The sequence below is a fragment of the Pseudomonas sp. TE3552 genome, from assembly GCF_056278945.1.
The window spans coordinates 4132480-4149379 of record NZ_JBWBQJ010000001.1 but is presented as its reverse complement, the minus strand read 5'-3'; the positions used below and the strand labels follow the sequence as shown (position 1 = coordinate 4149379).

At 58.4% G+C, this 16900-nt stretch carries 16 protein-coding genes and 1 pseudogene; 15 read left to right on the top strand and 2 right to left on the bottom strand.

Annotated elements, in window-relative coordinates:
• Positions 1 to 104 precede the first annotated feature (104 nt).
• From ACZ9BB_RS18770 to ispD, 7 genes are all read left to right on the top strand, one after another.
• Positions 105 to 1052 (top strand): acetyl-CoA carboxylase carboxyltransferase subunit alpha, encoded by a 948-nt coding sequence (locus ACZ9BB_RS18770; protein ID WP_476215227.1) that lies wholly within the window; start codon positions 105 to 107, stop codon positions 1050 to 1052.
• A 152-nt stretch (positions 1053 to 1204) separates the two neighbouring features.
• Complete coding sequence (gene tilS / locus ACZ9BB_RS18765; RefSeq protein WP_476215225.1) at positions 1205 to 2533, top strand: tRNA lysidine(34) synthetase TilS; 1329 nt, start codon at positions 1205 to 1207, stop codon at positions 2531 to 2533.
• Between the two features lie 274 nt (positions 2534 to 2807).
• Positions 2808 to 4439: a CTP synthase gene (locus ACZ9BB_RS18760; RefSeq protein WP_476215224.1), complete on the top strand. Its 1632-nt coding sequence runs from the start codon at positions 2808 to 2810 to the stop codon at positions 4437 to 4439.
• Positions 4440 to 4444: 5 nt separating this feature from the next.
• Entirely contained in the window at positions 4445 to 5290 is an 846-nt protein-coding gene (kdsA, locus tag ACZ9BB_RS18755) for a 3-deoxy-8-phosphooctulonate synthase (protein WP_007970708.1), read from the top strand.
• Between the two features lie 156 nt (positions 5291 to 5446).
• Entirely contained in the window at positions 5447 to 6736 is a 1290-nt protein-coding gene (gene eno / locus ACZ9BB_RS18750) for a phosphopyruvate hydratase (protein ID WP_093436567.1), read from the top strand.
• 171 nt (positions 6737 to 6907) lie between these two features.
• Positions 6908 to 7186 carry a cell division protein FtsB gene (gene ftsB / locus ACZ9BB_RS18745; RefSeq protein ID WP_192344221.1) on the top strand — a complete coding sequence of 93 codons (279 nt, stop codon included), beginning with the start codon at positions 6908 to 6910 and terminating at the stop codon, positions 7184 to 7186.
• Complete coding sequence (ispD, locus tag ACZ9BB_RS18740) at positions 7183 to 7890, top strand: 2-C-methyl-D-erythritol 4-phosphate cytidylyltransferase (RefSeq protein WP_008072677.1); 708 nt, start codon at positions 7183 to 7185, stop codon at positions 7888 to 7890. The genes ftsB and ispD overlap by 4 nt, the downstream gene beginning before the upstream one ends.
• Before the next feature lie 25 nt (positions 7891 to 7915).
• Here ispD and ACZ9BB_RS18735 read toward each other — a convergent pair whose 3' ends face one another.
• Complete coding sequence (locus tag ACZ9BB_RS18735; RefSeq protein WP_476215219.1) at positions 7916 to 8812, bottom strand: LysR substrate-binding domain-containing protein; 897 nt, start codon at positions 8810 to 8812, stop codon at positions 7916 to 7918.
• Positions 8813 to 8918: 106 nt separating this feature from the next.
• On the opposite strand from ACZ9BB_RS18735, the gene ACZ9BB_RS18730 reads away from it, so the two are divergent.
• The 8 genes and pseudogenes from ACZ9BB_RS18730 (at position 8919) to rpoS (ending at position 16055) form a co-directional block, all read left to right on the top strand.
• Positions 8919 to 10031: an S-(hydroxymethyl)glutathione dehydrogenase/class III alcohol dehydrogenase gene (locus ACZ9BB_RS18730; RefSeq protein ID WP_018927002.1), complete on the top strand. Its 1113-nt coding sequence runs from the start codon at positions 8919 to 8921 to the stop codon at positions 10029 to 10031.
• Between the two features lie 8 nt (positions 10032 to 10039).
• Positions 10040 to 10885, top strand: a complete 846-nt coding sequence (gene fghA / locus ACZ9BB_RS18725; protein ID WP_476215218.1) for an S-formylglutathione hydrolase — start codon at positions 10040 to 10042, stop codon at positions 10883 to 10885.
• Between the two features lie 43 nt (positions 10886 to 10928).
• A complete protein-coding gene (gene ispF / locus ACZ9BB_RS18720) occupies positions 10929 to 11402 on the top strand; it encodes a 2-C-methyl-D-erythritol 2,4-cyclodiphosphate synthase (RefSeq protein WP_476215217.1) in 474 nt (157 codons plus the stop codon).
• A pseudogene (gene truD / locus ACZ9BB_RS18715) lies at positions 11399 to 12458 on the top strand (tRNA pseudouridine(13) synthase TruD). The gene ispF and the pseudogene truD overlap by 4 nt, the downstream one beginning before the upstream one ends.
• The gene (gene surE / locus ACZ9BB_RS18710; protein ID WP_476215215.1) at positions 12446 to 13198 is read left to right on the top strand and encodes a 5'/3'-nucleotidase SurE; all 753 of its coding nucleotides are present in this window, start codon (positions 12446 to 12448) and stop codon (positions 13196 to 13198) included. The pseudogene truD and the gene surE overlap by 13 nt, the downstream one beginning before the upstream one ends.
• A gap of 38 nt (positions 13199 to 13236) precedes the next feature.
• Positions 13237 to 13872 (top strand): protein-L-isoaspartate(D-aspartate) O-methyltransferase, encoded by a 636-nt coding sequence (locus ACZ9BB_RS18705; protein WP_173861137.1) that lies wholly within the window; start codon positions 13237 to 13239, stop codon positions 13870 to 13872.
• 211 nt (positions 13873 to 14083) lie between these two features.
• Complete coding sequence (locus ACZ9BB_RS18700) at positions 14084 to 14941, top strand: peptidoglycan DD-metalloendopeptidase family protein (protein WP_476215213.1); 858 nt, start codon at positions 14084 to 14086, stop codon at positions 14939 to 14941.
• A 106-nt stretch (positions 14942 to 15047) separates the two neighbouring features.
• Entirely contained in the window at positions 15048 to 16055 is a 1008-nt protein-coding gene (rpoS, locus tag ACZ9BB_RS18695; RefSeq protein ID WP_007907200.1) for an RNA polymerase sigma factor RpoS, read from the top strand.
• A 492-nt stretch (positions 16056 to 16547) separates the two neighbouring features.
• On the opposite strand, the gene fdxA is transcribed toward rpoS, so the two are convergent.
• Positions 16548 to 16871, bottom strand: coding sequence for a ferredoxin FdxA (fdxA, locus tag ACZ9BB_RS18690; RefSeq protein WP_007940535.1), 324 nt, complete (start codon positions 16869 to 16871; stop codon positions 16548 to 16550).
• Positions 16872 to 16900 lie beyond the last annotated feature (29 nt).

The window sequence follows — 16900 nt, the reverse complement described above, 5'->3', positions numbered from 1 at the left end:
AGAATTTTTAATCTCGACCTGAACGCGCCTGTCCCTTAAGGTAGGGCGCGAATAGACAACCGGCCGGCCCAAGCTCTCTTGGACGCGACCCTAGACGGACGCCTATGAACCCGAATTTTCTAGATTTCGAACAGCCGATCGCCGACCTGCAAGCCAAGATCGAAGAGTTGCGCTTGGTCGGTAATGACAATTCGCTGAATATCGGCGATGAGATCTCCCGCCTGCAGGACAAGAGCAGCACGCTGACTGAAGACATCTTCGGCAAGCTGACCAGCTGGCAGATCGCGCGTCTGGCGCGTCACCCGAAACGTCCATACACCCTGGACTACATCGAACACATCTTCACCGAGTTCGATGAGCTGCACGGCGACCGCCACTTCTCCGACGATGCTGCCATCGTTGGCGGTGTTGCCCGTCTGGACAACCAGCCGGTGATGATCATCGGTCACCAGAAAGGCCGCGAAGTGCGCGAGAAAGTTCGCCGCAACTTCGGCATGCCGCGTCCGGAAGGCTACCGCAAGGCATGCCGCCTGATGGAAATGGCCGAACGTTTCAAAATGCCGATCCTGACCTTCATCGATACCCCGGGCGCTTACCCTGGCATCGACGCCGAAGAGCGCAACCAGAGCGAAGCGATTGCCTGGAACCTGCGCGTCATGGCTCGCCTGAAAACCCCAATCATCGCCACCGTGATCGGTGAGGGTGGTTCCGGTGGCGCACTGGCGATCGGCGTCTGCGATCAGCTGAACATGCTGCAATACTCGACCTACGCGGTGATTTCGCCGGAAGGTTGCGCCTCGATCCTGTGGAAAACATCCGAGAAGGCACCGGATGCCGCTGAAGCCATGGGCATCACTGCCGAGCGTCTGAAGGGCCTGGGCATTGTCGATAAAGTGATCAGCGAGCCATTGGGTGGCGCTCATCGTGATCCGGCCGCTGCGGCAGCCTCGATCCGGGCCGAGCTGAGCTCGCAACTGGCGATGCTGAAGAAATTCGATAACGAGGCGCTGCTGGCCCGTCGTTACGAGCGTCTGATGAGCTACGGTCTCTGATCTGACGTTGCTTCGGCAAATGCTGGATAACTAATGTGGGAGCGAGCCTGCTCGCGATAGCGGTACAACAGACAACAAATTTGTTGAATGTTAAGCAGCCTTCGCGAGCAGGCTCGCTCCCACATTGGGTTTATGTGAAGTGATCGACGTCTATGAATCCTTCGAAGATTGATTTGCCTGCCAGACTCCTGCTGAATCTTGCACCGTGGCGCAACGCCACAACCTGGCGCATCGCCTTCTCCGGTGGCCTCGACTCCACCGTCCTGCTGCACCTTCTCGCGCATCTTGCGAAAAACCAAACCCTGCCGGCACTGACCGCCATCCATGTCCACCACGGCCTGCAAGCTGCGGCTGATGCGTGGCCTGGACATTGTCAGTCGGTCTGTGATGCGTTGGGAGTGCCGCTAGAGATCGTGCGTGTTCAGGTTGAACCCGGCGCCAGCCTTGAGCGTGCGGCGCGGGATGCGCGTTATGGCGCTTTCATCGCGGTGACTCACGCCGGTGACGTGCTGCTCACTGGCCAACACCGTGACGATCAGGCGGAAACCTTGTTGTTTCGGCTGATGCGTGGGGCAGGGGTGAGAGGGCTATCAGGCATGCCAGGCCTGCGGCCGCTGGGCAAAGGGCATCTGCTGCGACCATTGCTCGACGTCACTCGCGCCGAGCTTGAGGCCTACGCGACTGAATATCAGTTGAGCTGGATCGAGGATCCGTCGAACCAGGACCGCCAGTTCTCGCGCAATTACCTGCGTCATCAGGTGTTTCCTGTGTTGAGCGCACGCTGGCCGCAAGCGGTAGCGACCATTGCCCGCAGCGCGGCGCATCTGAGTGAAGCGCAGGGATTGCTCGATGAGTTGGCGCAGATCGATTTGGCCCACGCCCGCACGGTCAGTGATTTCGATTGGCTGGGGTTGCCGTCGCTGGAGTTGACGCCACTGGAAAAACTGTCTGACGCGCGTCAGCGCAATGCACTGAGTCATTGGCTCAAACCGCTGACACCTTTGCCGGACAGTGACCATTGGTCGGGTTGGGAGAATTTGCGCGATGCTGCCGGCGATGCGCATCCGCTTTGGCGGCTGGCGCAGGGTGTATTGCATCGCGCCGGTGGGCGTCTCTGGTGGTTGTCGGGTGGTTGGCTGCGTACGCCGTCATCGTCGGTGACGTGGGTCGATCCCTCGGTATCGCTGGCGTTGCCGGATAATGGTGTACTCACACTCACCGGTCAGATTCCCGATGGCCCGTTGCAGATCCGCTATCGTCAGGGTGGCGAAGTCATGCATCTGCCTGATCGTGGCCACCGTGACTTGAAGCGTTTACTCAACGAAAGCGGTGTGCCGAGCTTCGCCCGTGGCAGATTGCCGCTGGTCTACAGAGGCGAGCAATTGCTGGCGGTGGCGAACCTGCGGGGGCTAAATGGCAGTGAGCGCAGTGGCTGGTATTTGCATTGGCAGCCGCCGATCGAAGATCAAGGTTTGAGCTGAAAGGGGCTTTCCGGTAGACTACGCTCCCTTCTTGATACAACTTCTGTGGATTCGCCTGAATCGCAGGAGTTGCCGATTACCAAGCAGTCTTTGCTGGGCGATTCCAAAAAATGTGTAGCGAGCAACCTACCGGTGTTCCATCTTCCGGTCTGTCCCAACGCGGCGGTTTTTTTGAAAGGTGCACTGTGATTAATGCAGGTGATCGGGGGCTTCGGCCTTCCTTCGCTTTCCCCGGCGGCTCGGACCGCTTTAACGCAGACTTCTAGGGTTTTTCATGACGCGCTACATATTCGTCACGGGCGGTGTTGTTTCTTCATTGGGGAAAGGCATTGCCTCGGCTTCATTGGCGGCCATCCTGGAGGCGCGGGGACTTAAGGTCACCATGCTGAAGCTGGACCCGTACATCAACGTTGACCCGGGCACCATGAGCCCGTTCCAGCACGGTGAAGTGTTCGTCACCCACGACGGCGCCGAGACCGACCTGGACCTGGGCCACTACGAGCGGTTCATCCGCACGACCATGACCCAGAACAACAACTTCACCACCGGCCGTGTCTATGAACACGTGCTGCGCAAAGAGCGCCGTGGTGATTACCTGGGCGCCACCATCCAGGTGATCCCGCACATCACCGACGAAATCAAGCGCCGGATCATCAAGGGCGCCGGCGATGCCGACGTGGCCATGGTCGAGATCGGTGGCACCGTGGGTGACATCGAGTCGCAACCGTTCCTCGAAGCGATCCGTCAATTGCGTTTCGAAGTCGGCGCCAAGCGCGCGATGCTGATGCACCTGACGCTGGTGCCGTACATCGCCACTGCCGGCGAAACCAAAACCAAGCCAACCCAGCACTCGGTCAAGGAACTGCGTTCCATCGGCCTGCAGCCTGACGTGCTGGTGTGCCGCTCCGATCACCCGATCGATATCTCGTCGCGTCGCAAGATCGCGCAATTCACCAACGTTGAAGAACGTGCGGTGATCGCGCTGGAAGACGCCGACACCATCTACAAGATTCCGGGCATCCTGCACTCCCAGGGCCTGGATGATTTCGTCGTCGAGCGTTTCGGCCTGCAATGTGCCGGTGCCGATCTGTCCGAGTGGGAAGCGGTAGTCGATGCCAAGCTGAACCCGGAACACGAAGTCACTATCGCCATGGTCGGCAAGTACATGGAGTTGCTGGACGCCTACAAGTCGCTGATCGAAGCGATGAGTCACGCCGGCATCAGCAACCGCACCAAGGTCAACCTGCGCTACATCGATTCCGAAGACATCGAAAACCAGGGCACCGCGCTGCTGGAAGGTGTCGACGCGATTCTGGTGCCGGGCGGTTTCGGTCTGCGTGGCGTTGAAGGCAAGATCACCGCCGTTCAATACGCTCGCGAAAACAAGGTTCCATACCTGGGCATCTGCCTGGGCATGCAAGTGGCGGTGATCGAGTTCGCTCGTAACGTCATGGGCTGGAAGGACGCCAACTCCACCGAGTTCGATCGCACCAGCGGTCACCCGGTCGTGGGCCTGATCACCGAGTGGGAAGATGCCACCGGCGCAGTCGAAACCCGTACCGAAACCTCCGATCTGGGCGGCACCATGCGCCTTGGCGCTCAGGACTGCCTGCTTGAGCCAGGTTCCCTGGTGCACGATTGCTACGCCAAGGACGTGATCGTCGAGCGTCACCGTCATCGCTACGAAGTGAACAACAACCTGCTGCCGCAAATCATCGAGGCCGGTCTGAAAATCTCCGGTCGCTCCGGTGATGGCGCGTTGGTTGAAGTGGTCGAAGCACCGGATCATCCATGGTTCGTCGCTTGCCAGTTCCACCCTGAGTTCACCTCGACACCACGCGACGGTCACCCGTTGTTCAGCGGTTTCGTCAAAGCCGCTTTGGCTCAACACCAGAAGAAGGCATAAACCTGATGGCACAGAAGATCATCCGCGTAGGCGATATCGAGATTGCCAACGACAAGCCAATGGTGCTGTTCGGTGGCATGAACGTGCTGGAAAGCCGCGACATGGCGATGCAGGTCTGCGAAGAGTACGTAAAGGTCACCGAGAAACTCGGCATCCCTTACGTGTTCAAGGCCAGTTTCGACAAGGCGAACCGTTCTTCTGTGACCTCTTACCGTGGCCCCGGCCTGGAAGAGGGCATGCGGATTTTCCAGGACATCAAGCAAGCCTTCGGCGTGCCGGTCATCACCGACGTCCACGAGCCTGATCAGGCCGCGGTCGTCGCTGAAGTCTGCGACATCATCCAGCTGCCGGCCTTCCTGTCGCGCCAGACCGACCTCGTGGTCGCGATGGCCAAGACCGGCGCGGTAATCAACATCAAGAAAGCGCAGTTTCTCGCACCTCAGGAAATGAAACACATCCTGAACAAATGCGTGGAAGCCGGTAACGATCAGTTGATCCTCTGCGAGCGTGGTTCGAGCTTCGGCTACAACAACCTGGTGGTCGACATGCTCGGCTTCGGCATCATGAAGCAGTTCGAATACCCGGTGTTCTTCGATGTGACCCACGCGCTGCAAATGCCTGGTGGTCGCTCCGATTCCGCCGGCGGTCGTCGTGCCCAGGTCACCGACCTGGCCAAGGCTGGCATGAGCCAGTCGCTGGCCGGTCTGTTCCTTGAAGCGCATCCGGACCCGGACAACGCCAAATGCGACGGCCCTTGCGCCTTGCGTCTGGACAAACTGGAACCCTTCCTGGCCCAGCTCAAGGCACTGGACGAATTGGTTAAAAGTTTTCCGACAGTAGAAACCGCGTAAACCCCGATTCTCCGGTAAAGTACTGCACGGTTTAACGCTCAGGCCCTCGGGCTTGAGCCTTATCGTCCGCAAGCCTGCCCGCTGTCTGTCACTTGCCGACGATAAAAGATTTCCTTCAGCTGCGTCGTTTTCGTCAACTTTGGAGTGTTCACAACAATGGCAAAAATCGTCGACATCAAAGGTCGTGAAGTTCTCGACTCCCGTGGCAATCCCACTGTGGAAGCAGACGTGCTTCTCGATAACGGCATCATCGGCAGTGCTTGCGCGCCGTCCGGTGCTTCCACTGGCTCGCGTGAAGCGCTCGAGCTGCGTGATGGCGACAAGAGCCGTTACCTGGGCAAAGGCGTACTCAAAGCCGTAGCCAACATCAATGGTCCGATCCGTGACCTGCTGCTGGGTACCGATCCAAGCGACCAGAAAGCGCTGGATCACGCGATGATCAAGCTCGACGGCACCGAAAACAAAGCGACCCTGGGCGCCAACGCGATCCTCGCCGTTTCCCTGGCCGCGGCCAAGGCAGCAGCACAGGACCAGGACCTGCCGCTGTACGCACACATTGCCAACCTGAACGGCACCCCGGGTGTTTACTCGATGCCGGTTCCGATGATGAACATCATCAACGGTGGCGAACACGCCGATAACAACGTCGACATCCAGGAGTTCATGGTTCAGCCGGTAGGCGCCAAGTCTTTCTCGGAAGGTCTGCGCATGGGCACCGAGATTTTCCATCACCTCAAAGCTGTGCTGAAGGCTCGCGGCCTGAGCACTGCGGTCGGCGACGAAGGTGGTTTCGCACCTAACCTGGCTTCCAACGAAGACGCTTTGAAAGTGATCTCCGAAGCCGTGGCCAACGCCGGTTACAAGCTGGGCACCGACGTGACCCTGGCTCTGGACTGCGCGGCCAGCGAATTCTACGAAGACGGCAAGTACAACCTGTCCGGCGAAGGCCAGGTGTTCACCGCTGAAGGTTTCGCCGACTACCTGAAAGGTCTGACCGAGCGTTACCCGATCATCTCCATCGAAGACGGTCTGGACGAGTCCGACTGGGCTGGCTGGAAAATCCTCACCGACAAGATCGGCGAGAAGACTCAGCTGGTAGGCGACGACCTGTTCGTGACCAACACCAAGATCCTGAAAGAAGGCATCGACAAAAAGATCGCCAACTCGATCCTGATCAAGTTCAACCAGATCGGCACCCTGACCGAAACCCTGGAAGCCATCCAGATGGCCAAGGCTGCTGGTTACACCGCCGTGATCTCGCACCGTTCCGGCGAAACCGAAGATTCGACCATTGCCGACCTGGCCGTGGGCACCTCGGCTGGCCAGATCAAGACCGGTTCGCTGTGCCGTTCCGACCGCGTTTCCAAGTACAACCAACTGCTGCGTATCGAAGAGCAGTTGAATGGCAAAGCCAAGTACAACGGCCGTAGCGAATTCCGCGGCTGAGTAGCAAAGAGTAAAAAAGACACCGGATTGTGTCGAAAAATCGCGACAGCGATGAATTTGCCACTAATCTGATGCCTTATTAGCACAAGCCTGGTTCTTCCAGGCTTCGTGCTATCAGAAGCTTCAAAGTTATGGCATGGCTGTCTTTTTTCACTGGATACCTGATATTCGATGCGCAGTCCCAATTGGTTGTTTCTCGTCTTGCTCTTGCTGCTGGCTGGCCTGCAGTACCGCCTGTGGGTGGGTAATGGCAGTCTGGCGCAAGTGGCCGAGCTGAAGCAGCAGATTGCGGATCAACACGCCGAGAACGAGTCTTTGCTGGAGCGCAATCGGGTGATGGACGCCGAAGTCAGCGAGTTGAAAAAGGGCATGGAGACCGTTGAAGAGCGGGCTCGCCATGAGTTGGGCATGGTCAAGGATGGTGAAACCCTTTACCAGTTGGCCCAATGATTAATTCGTTACCGGCCTTCTGGGCCGTGATTCCTGCCGCGGGCGTCGGTGCCCGTATGGCTGCGGACCGTCCCAAGCAATACTTGCAGCTGGGCGGGCGCACTATTCTCGAACACAGCCTCGGCTGTTTCCTCGATCATCCTGCCCTGAAGGGGTTGGTGGTCAGTCTTGCTATCGATGATCCTTACTGGCCGAACCTGGCGTGTGCTGCCGACCCGCGTATTCAGCGGGTTGAAGGCGGCGCCGAGCGTTCCGGGTCGGTACTCAATGCGTTGCTGCATCTGCACGCCCAAGGTGCTGACGATGAGGATTGGGTGTTGGTTCACGACGCCGCGCGACCGAATCTGGCGCGTGATGATCTTGATAAATTGCTCAGTGAGCTGGCTGACGATCCGGTGGGTGGTTTATTGGCGGTGCCTGCACGCGATACCCTCAAGCGGGTCGATAAGCATGGGCGTGTGCTGGAAACGGTGGATCGCAGTGTGATCTGGCAGGCTTATACGCCGCAGATGTTTCGCCTGGGCGCATTGCATCGGGCGTTGGCGGATAGTCTGGTGGCCGATGTTGTCATCACCGATGAAGCTTCGGCCATGGAATGGGCGGGTTTGGCGCCGCGCCTGATTGAAGGGCGATCCGATAACATCAAAGTCACTCGACCTGAAGACCTCGAATGGTTGCGTCAGCGATGGGCCAACCGCCGCTGAAAGGTAACTGAAAGTACAGGTTGATCTAACCCCGATACTCCGGCCGTTCGGCCAACCCTTCTTTCAAGTAATCCACCAACTTGCGCACTTTCGGCGACAGATGCCGTTGCTGCGGATAAAGCGCCCACACGGCGGTATTCGGTGGTTGGTGGGCCTCCAGCAGCGAAATCAACGCGCCGCTTTTCAAGTGTTCCAGCACGTAATAATCGGGCAACTGACACAATCCCACCCCTTGCAGCGCGGCATCCAGCACCGCTTGCCCACTGTTACAGCGCCAGTTTCCCTGTACTCGCTGGGAAAATTCCCGCCCGTTCTGTTCCAGTTGCCAGATGTCCGAGCTACCGATGAGGCAGTTATGGCGACTCAATTCCGACAGACTATGTGGGCGACCATAGCGCTCCAGGTAGGACGGCGAGGCACACAAGTACATGCGCCGTGGCGCCAGACGTGTCGCGACCAGTCTTGAATCCTGCAGGCGACCGAGACGTATGGCCAGGTCCAGCCCTTCGTGTACCAGATCGAGCGGGCGATTGCTCAGTTCGATGTCGACGCGCAGTTGTGGATACAGCCCCATGAAGCGTGTCACCAGTGGCACGATGAAGCGCTCACCGTAGGCCACGGCACAGGTCATGCGCAGCATGCCTTTGGGTTCACTGGTCAGGTCACCCACCGCGCGCAAGGCTTCTTCACGACCGTCCTGCAAACGCTGGCAATGTTGCAGAAAGGTTTGCCCGGCTTCGGTCAGCGTGACCCGACGGGTGCTGCGATAGAGCAAACGGGTTTGCAGGCGCTCTTCCAGCCGTACGATTTGACGGCTGATGTGGGAGGAAGACACTCCAAGACGTTCAGCGGCGGCGGTGAATTGGCTGCATTCGGCCACCGCAACGAATTCATCGATGCCTTCCCAGCGGTTTTCGGACATCAGGATTATCCCTATACAGCAATAATGTTTTGCTTTTGTCCTGATTATTCATCCTCAGGCGCTGTATTACACTCCCTGTCTCGTTTTTATTCACTGGAGAGCCAGCATGATCAAGTCGCGCGCCGCCGTTGCCTTCGAGGCCAAGAAACCCCTCGAGATCGTTGAAGTCGATGTCGCCATGCCCAAGGCTGGGGAAGTCCTGCTGCGCGTGGTTGCTTCCGGTGTCTGCCATACCGATGCCTACACCCTCTCGGGCGCGGACCCGGAAGGTATCTTCCCGTCGATCCTGGGTCACGAAGGTGGCGCGGTGGTCGAAGCGATCGGCGAGGGTGTGACCTCGGTCGCCGTCGGCGATCATGTGATCCCGCTGTACACCCCGGAATGTGGCAAGTGCAAATTCTGTCTGTCGGGTAAAACCAACCTCTGTCAGGCGATTCGCGCGACGCAGGGTAAAGGCCTGATGCCGGATGGTACTTCGCGTTTTTCCTACAAAGGCGAAACGATTTTCCACTACATGGGCACCTCGACGTTTTCCGAGTACACCGTGTTGCCGGAAATCTCCGTCGCCAAAATTCCTAAAGAAGCACCGCTGGAAAAAGTCTGCCTGCTGGGCTGTGGCGTCACCACCGGCATCGGTGCGGTGATCAACACTGCCAAGGTCAAACCGGGGGACACCGTCGCGATCTTCGGCCTGGGCGGCATCGGACTGTCTGCCGTGATCGGCGCGGTCAAAGCCAAGGCTGGCCGGATCATCGCCATCGACATCAACCCGGCCAAGTTCGAAATCGCCAGGCAATTGGGCGCCACCGATTGCGTAAACCCGAAAGACTTCGATCGCCCGATTCAGGAAGTGATCGTCGACATGACTGATGGCGGCGTCGACTTTTCCTTCGAATGCATCGGCAACGTCCAGTTGATGCGTGCCGCACTTGAGTGCTGCCACAAAGGTTGGGGCGAGTCGGTGATCATCGGCGTGGCTGGCGCTGGTCAGGAAATCTCCACCCGTCCATTCCAATTGGTTACCGGTCGTGTCTGGCGCGGTTCGGCGTTCGGTGGTGTGCGCGGGCGTACCGAGCTGCCAAGTTACGTCGAAATGGCCCAGACCGGCGAAATCCCTCTGGATACCTTCATCACCCACACCATGGGCCTGGAAGATATCAACAAGGCGTTTGACCTGATGCATGAAGGCAAAAGCATCCGTAGCGTCATCCATTTCTGAGGTCGCTCATGAGCCTGGAAAATATCTCCTGTCAGAAAAGCTTCGGCGGCTGGCACAAGCGTTATCGGCACCGCTCCGACGTGCTCGGCTGCGACATGGTGTTTGCCGTGTACCTGCCGCCGCAAGCGGAGCAGGGCGGTAAGCTGCCGGTGCTGTATTGGTTGTCCGGCCTGACCTGCACCGACGAGAACTTCATGCAAAAGGCCGGTGCCATGCGCATGGCGGCCGAGCTGGGGCTGATCATCGTTGCGCCGGACACCAGCCCTCGCGGCCCTGATGTGCCGGGCGATCCGGATGGCGCCTGGGACTTCGGCCTCGGTGCCGGGTTTTATCTGAATGCCACGCAGGAGCCATGGTCCCGGCACTATCGGATGCATGACTATGTCGTGCAGGAATTGCCGGCATTGGTTGAAGCGCATTTCCCGGCGTCGGACAAGCGCGGCATCAGCGGTCATTCGATGGGCGGCCACGGCGCGCTGGTCTGCGCGTTGCGCAATCCGGGGCGTTATCTGTCGGTGTCGGCCTTTTCGCCGATCAACAATCCGATGGATTGCCCCTGGGGTCAGAAAGCCTTTTCCCGTTACTTGGGTGAAGACCGTTCGAAGTGGCGCGAGTGGGATGCCTGTGCATTGATCGCCGAGGCAGACGAGAAGCTGTCGCTGTTGGTCGATCAGGGTGATCGTGATGATTTCCTGGCCACCCAGCTCAAGCCTGAAGCCTTGCAGCAGGCGGCGAAACTTGCGGGTCATCCGCTGACGTTGCGCTTGCAACCGGGCTACGACCACAGCTATTTCTTCATCGCCAGCTTCATTGACGACCACTTGCAGCATCACGCACGCGCCCTAGGCGCCTAATGCAGGTAGAATCACGCCCTGACAAAAATCGGGGCGTTTTTTTATGCGTATTGGCCACGGCTATGATGTGCACCGTTTCGCTGAAGGCGATTTCATCACTCTGGGCGGCGTGCGGATTGCACACAGCTTCGGGCTGCTCGCCCATTCCGACGGTGATGTCCTGCTGCACGCCTTGAGCGATGCCTTGCTCGGCGCTGCCGCGTTGGGTGATATCGGCAAGCATTTTCCGGACACCGACCCGCAATTCAAGGGTGCCGACAGCCGTGGGCTGTTGCGTCACGTCGTCGCACTGATCCACGCCAAGGGCTGGAAAGTCGGCAACGTCGATAACACCATCGTTGCCCAGGCCCCGAAAATGGCCCCGCATATCGAATCGATGCGCGCGCTGATTGCCGCGGATCTTCAAGTTGAGTTGGATCAAGTGAACGTGAAAGCTACCACCACCGAAAAGCTCGGCTTTGTCGGGCGCGAAGAAGGCATTGCCGTGCATTCCGTTGCCCTGTTGCTGCGCGCATGAATGAAGCGCAATTGCTCGGCCCGCGGGCCTATGGTCAAGCCCTCGGCAGCGCGGTGCTGAAAGCCACAGCGGAAGATTTCCAGGTCGACGAAGTCCTCGATATTCCCCTGAGCGGCGACGGCGAACACCTGTGGATCTGGGTGGAAAAGCGCGGCCTGAATACCGAAGAAGCGGCGCGGCGCATCGCTAAGGCGGCGGGCGTGCCGTTGCGTACTGTCAGCTACGCGGGCCTCAAGGACCGTCAGGCGCTGACTCGTCAGTGGTTCAGCGTGCAACTGCCGGGCAAGGCCGACCCTGATCTGTCGGCGGCGGAAAACGACACGTTGAAAATCCTCAAGACCAGTCGGCACAAACGCAAGCTGCAACGCGGTGCCCATTCGGCCAACGGTTTCACCTTGCGCCTGACGCAGTTCGCCGGTGATAAGGCGGCGATCGAAGAGCGTCTGCAACTGATCGCCAAACAAGGCATTCCCAACTATTTCGGCGCTCAGCGTTTCGGTCATGACGGTGGCAACGTCGTCGATGCCCGCGCCTGGGCGGCGCGCAAGGCCCTGCCGGAACAACGTAATGTGCGTTCGCGCTTGCTCTCCACCGCGCGCAGTTTTCTGTTCAATCAGGTGTTGGCGGCGCGCGTCGCTGATGGCACCTGGCAGCGCGCTCAGGTGGGTGACCTGCTGGCGTTCACCGATAGCCGCAGTTTCTTCCCGGCCGGTGAAGCCGAATGCAGCGACCCGCGCCTGGCGATTCTCGACCTGCACCCGACCGGCCCGCAGTGGGGCGAAGGTGACTCGCCGGCATCGGGCGCAGTCCATGAACTGGAGCAGGCAATCGCCGCCCGCGAAGCGGATCTGCGCGATTGGTTGATTAACGCCGGAATGAGCCACGAACGTCGGATCCTGCGGCTGCCCATTGGCGGGTTGACGTGGCATTATCCTTCGCTGGACATTCTGCAACTGGAATTCGTCCTGCCGGGCCGGATGCTTCGCCACCGTATTGGTGCGTGAACTCGTCGATCTGGTGCCGGTGGGGCAGACGGACAGCCCATGCGTATTCTGATTTCTAACGACGATGGGGTAACCGCACCCGGTCTCGCCGCGCTCTATGCTGCGCTGGCGGATTACACCGAATGCGTGGTTATCGCCCCGGACCAGGACAAAAGCGGCGCCAGCAGCTCGCTGACGCTCGACCGTCCGTTGCACCCGCAAACCCTGGCCAACGGCTTTATCAGCCTCAACGGCACACCCACCGACTGCGTGCACCTGGGCCTTAACGGCTTGCTGGAGTTCGAGCCGGACATGGTGGTTTCCGGCATCAACCTGGGGGCGAACCTGGGAGACGACGTGCTGTATTCCGGCACTGTGGCGGCAGCCCTCGAGGGACGTTTCCTCGGGCGCCCTTCGTTTGCCTTTTCGTTCGTCTCACGGCAAGTGGATAACCTTCCCACAGCGGCCTATTTTGCGCGCAAACTGGTAGAGGCCCATGCGGATCTTGATCTGCCACCGCGCACGGTACTGAACGTGAACATTCCCAACTTGCCGCTGGAACACATCCGCGGTATCCAGCTGACCCGCCTCGGTCATCGCGCCCGGGCCGCTGCGCCGATAAAAGTAGTCGATCCGCGCGGCAAGTCCGGTTACTGGATCGCTGCAGCGGGGGACGCTGAAGATGGCGGCCCGGGCACTGATTTCCATGCGGTGATGCAAGGCTATGTTTCAATTACTCCACTGCAACTGGATCGTACCTTCAATGATGCCTTCAGAAGTCTCGATGGCTGGCTGGAAGGGCTGCGCAAATGACTCGTGAACAAGACGATATTCTGCGACGCGGCATCGGGATGACTTCTCAACGGACCCGTGAGCGCCTGATTCAACGCCTCTATGAAGAAGGGGTGTCCAACGCCAAGGTGCTGGAAGTCATCCGCCGCACGCCACGCCACCTGTTCGTCGATGAGGCGCTGGCCCATCGCGCCTATGAAGATACCGCGCTGCCGATCGGGCATAACCAGACCATCTCCCAGCCTTATATGGTGGCTCGCATGAGCGAACTGCTGCTGGAAGCCGGTCCTCTGGACAAGGTGCTGGAAATCGGCACCGGTTCGGGTTACCAGACGGCAGTGCTGTCGCAGTTGGTCGAGCGGGTTTTTTCCGTGGAGCGCATCAAAGTCCTGCAAGACCGGGCCAAGGAGCGCCTGGTGGAACTGAATCTGCGCAACGTGGTGTTTCGCTGGGGCGACGGTTGGGAAGGCTGGCCGGCACTGGCACCGTACAACGGCATCATCGTTACCGCCGTGGCCACCGACGTGCCTCAGGCGCTGCTCGATCAGCTGGCGCCCGGCGGGCGACTGGTGATTCCGGTCGGCTCCGGTGAAGTTCAACAATTGATGTTGATAATTCGTGAAGAACAGGGCTTTTCCAGGCGTGTTCTGGGGGCGGTGCGCTTCGTGCCATTGCTCAACGGGCCGCTGGCCTGAGCATTTGTTTTAGCACGCTGAATTCTCTTCGATTGCCCGGGTCTTACAGCGGCATCGATCGGTTAAACAGAATTTATCGGCAGACAGCAAACGTGTGCGTGAAGCGAATCCGCTTCATTAAAGGTAAAGCCTGTTCGGCCCGTTATACTTGCGACACTTCATGCCGGAGCACGGCAATCCACATTTTCAGCCACCACAAAGGGAGCGGCGGGTGAGTCTCACAGTCATTGCGCAGCGAATGGGTATAACGAGCTTTCAGCGTCTGGTGACTGGCCTTGTCATGAGTACCTTGCTGGTCGGATGTTCCAGCACCAAATCAGGTAGCGCGAGCGTCGTCGATCGCAACAATGCAGTCGCCCAGCGTCCGGCCGTGACCACCGGCCAATACATTGTCCGACCCAAGGACACTTTGTTCTCCATCGCTTTTCGCTACGGTTGGGACTACAAAGCCCTCGCGGCACGGAACAACATTCCTACGCCTTATACGATCCATCCGGGTCAGACGATTCGCTTCGACGGCCGCAGCGGTTCAACGCCGACGACGGTAGTGAGTTCGTCCAGTTCCTCGCCTTCATCGTCGAGTAAAACCACGGTAATTCGGCGCCAGGCAAATGGCACGACGACCAGTACAACGGTGCTTGCACCGTCCGTCGCCAGCAAGCCGGCACCTGCGCCACTGCCGCCTGCCGGTCCGGCCCCGACGGGCTGGGGATGGCCTTCTAATGGCATTCTGATTGGTAAATTCTCTTCAAACGGTAGTTTGAATAAAGGAATTGATATCGCCGGAGATTTGGGACAGCCTGTTTTAGCTGCGTCTGATGGGACGGTGGTATACGCCGGGAGTGGCTTAAGGGGCTACGGCGAATTAGTCATCATCAAACACAGCGATACCTACGTCAGTGCCTACGGACATAACCGCAGGCTGTTGGTTCGGGAGGGGCAGCAGGTCAAGGTCGGACAGACAATTGCCGAAATGGGGTCAACGGGTACAGACCGGGTGAAACTGCATTTTGAGATTCGCCGACAAGGTAAACCTGTAGATCCGCTGCAATTCCTGCCGCGTCGTTGATTTGTGAGCCAGCCTGTTCCGTCACGTAGAGGGAACAGGCTCCAGCGTTGCCAGGGATCAAGGCGCCGCTTGAGCTTGAGGTCGAACTCACCAAAGGACTATAACAATGGCTCTCAGTAAAGAAGTGCCGGAGTTTGACATCGACGATGAGGTTCTCCTTATGGAGACCGGCATCGCTACGGATTCGATGTCGAATGATGAAGGGGACGCACCACCTTCCGTTCGTGCCAAATCCAAACACTCCGCTTCGCTAAAGCAACACAAGTACATCGACTACACACGGGCACTCGATGCCACGCAGCTGTACCTCAACGAAATCGGCTTTTCCCCATTGCTCTCCCCGGAAGAAGAAGTTCATTTTGCGCGGCTGTCGCAAAGTGGCGATCCGGCCGGGCGCAAACGCATGATTGAAAGCAACCTGCGGCTGGTGGTGAAAATCGCCCGGCGTTACGTCAATCGTGGGCTGTCGCTGCTGGACCTGATCGAAGAGGGCAACCTCGGCCTGATCCGTGCAGTGGAAAAGTTCGATCCTGAACGCGGTTTCCGCTTTTCGACCTACGCCACCTGGTGGATTCGTCAGACCATCGAGCGCGCGATCATGAATCAGACCCGGACCATCCGGTTGCCGATCCATGTGGTCAAAGAGCTCAACGTGTACTTGCGGGCTGCACGGGAGCTGACTCAAAAGCTCGATCACGAACCCTCACCCGAAGAAATCGCCAACCTGCTGGAGAAACCGGTAGGCGAGGTCAAGCGTATGCTCGGCCTGAACGAGCGGGTTTCTTCGGTCGACGTCTCGCTGGGTCCGGATTCGGATAAAACCCTGCTGGACACTCTGACCGACGACCGCCCGACCGATCCATGCGAACTGTTGCAGGACGACGACCTGTCACAGAGCATCGATCAGTGGCTCTCGGAGCTGACCGACAAGCAACGCGAGGTGGTCGTACGCCGCTTCGGCTTGCGAGGTCACGAGAGCAGCACGCTTGAAGACGTAGGCCTGGAAATCGGCCTGACCCGGGAGCGGGTCAGGCAGATTCAGGTTGAAGGTCTCAAGCGTCTTCGGGAGATTCTCGAGAAAAACGGCCTGTCGAGTGAGTCGCTGTTCCAATAAGCAATTCGCTCAACCGGCAACAAAAAGCCCCGACGGGTTTGACTGGTTCGGGGCTTTTTGCTGTCTGGGATATGAGAGGTGCATTGTTTTTGGCGCCGCCTCAGGTTTGTAGTCTTGTGGTGTAAGTCTTTGCTTACTCTTTCGTAAGTGTTCACTATTTTTACACCCTGGCAGTTGTCTGTTCAACGTGTGCCCACGGTTTATCTAATTGATTTATATGCTTATTTTTTTAGGTTAACGATATATTACAGGTGGTTTCAGCCATAAAGGCCGATTGCGCTTGGTGGGGAATTCTCTAGTATTTGAACTGTGTCGACGGATAGACACGCCCTTCAAGGATGAGGGGAATGGACATCGCAGGAAGCGATTCATCAGGACGATGAAAAGGAATACAGGGAATAGGGAAAAATGCGGGCGGGTCAAACCGCCCCTTTTTTTGCCTGCAGAAAAGCAAAAAGGCCCGCAAGGGGCCTTTTCGAGAACGCGCGGTAATCAGCGTTCGAGGTGTTCGATCTTGCCTGGCTTGCCATCCCATTCAGCGGAATCGGGCAATGGATCTTTCCGCTCGGTGATGTTCGGCCATACTTCGGCCAACTCCATGTTCAGCTGAATGAAGTTTTCCATGCCGGCGGGCACTTCATCTTCAGAGAAGATGGCCACGGCAGGGCATTCTGGTTCGCACAGTGCGCAGTCGATGCACTCATCCGGGTGAATCACCAGGAAGTTCGGGCCTTCGTAAAAGCAGTCCACCGGACAGACTTCTACGCAGTCGGTGTACTTGCACTTGATGCAGTTGTCGGTGACGACGAAGGTCATTTCTAATTTTCTCCTCAGGCGGCGGCAGC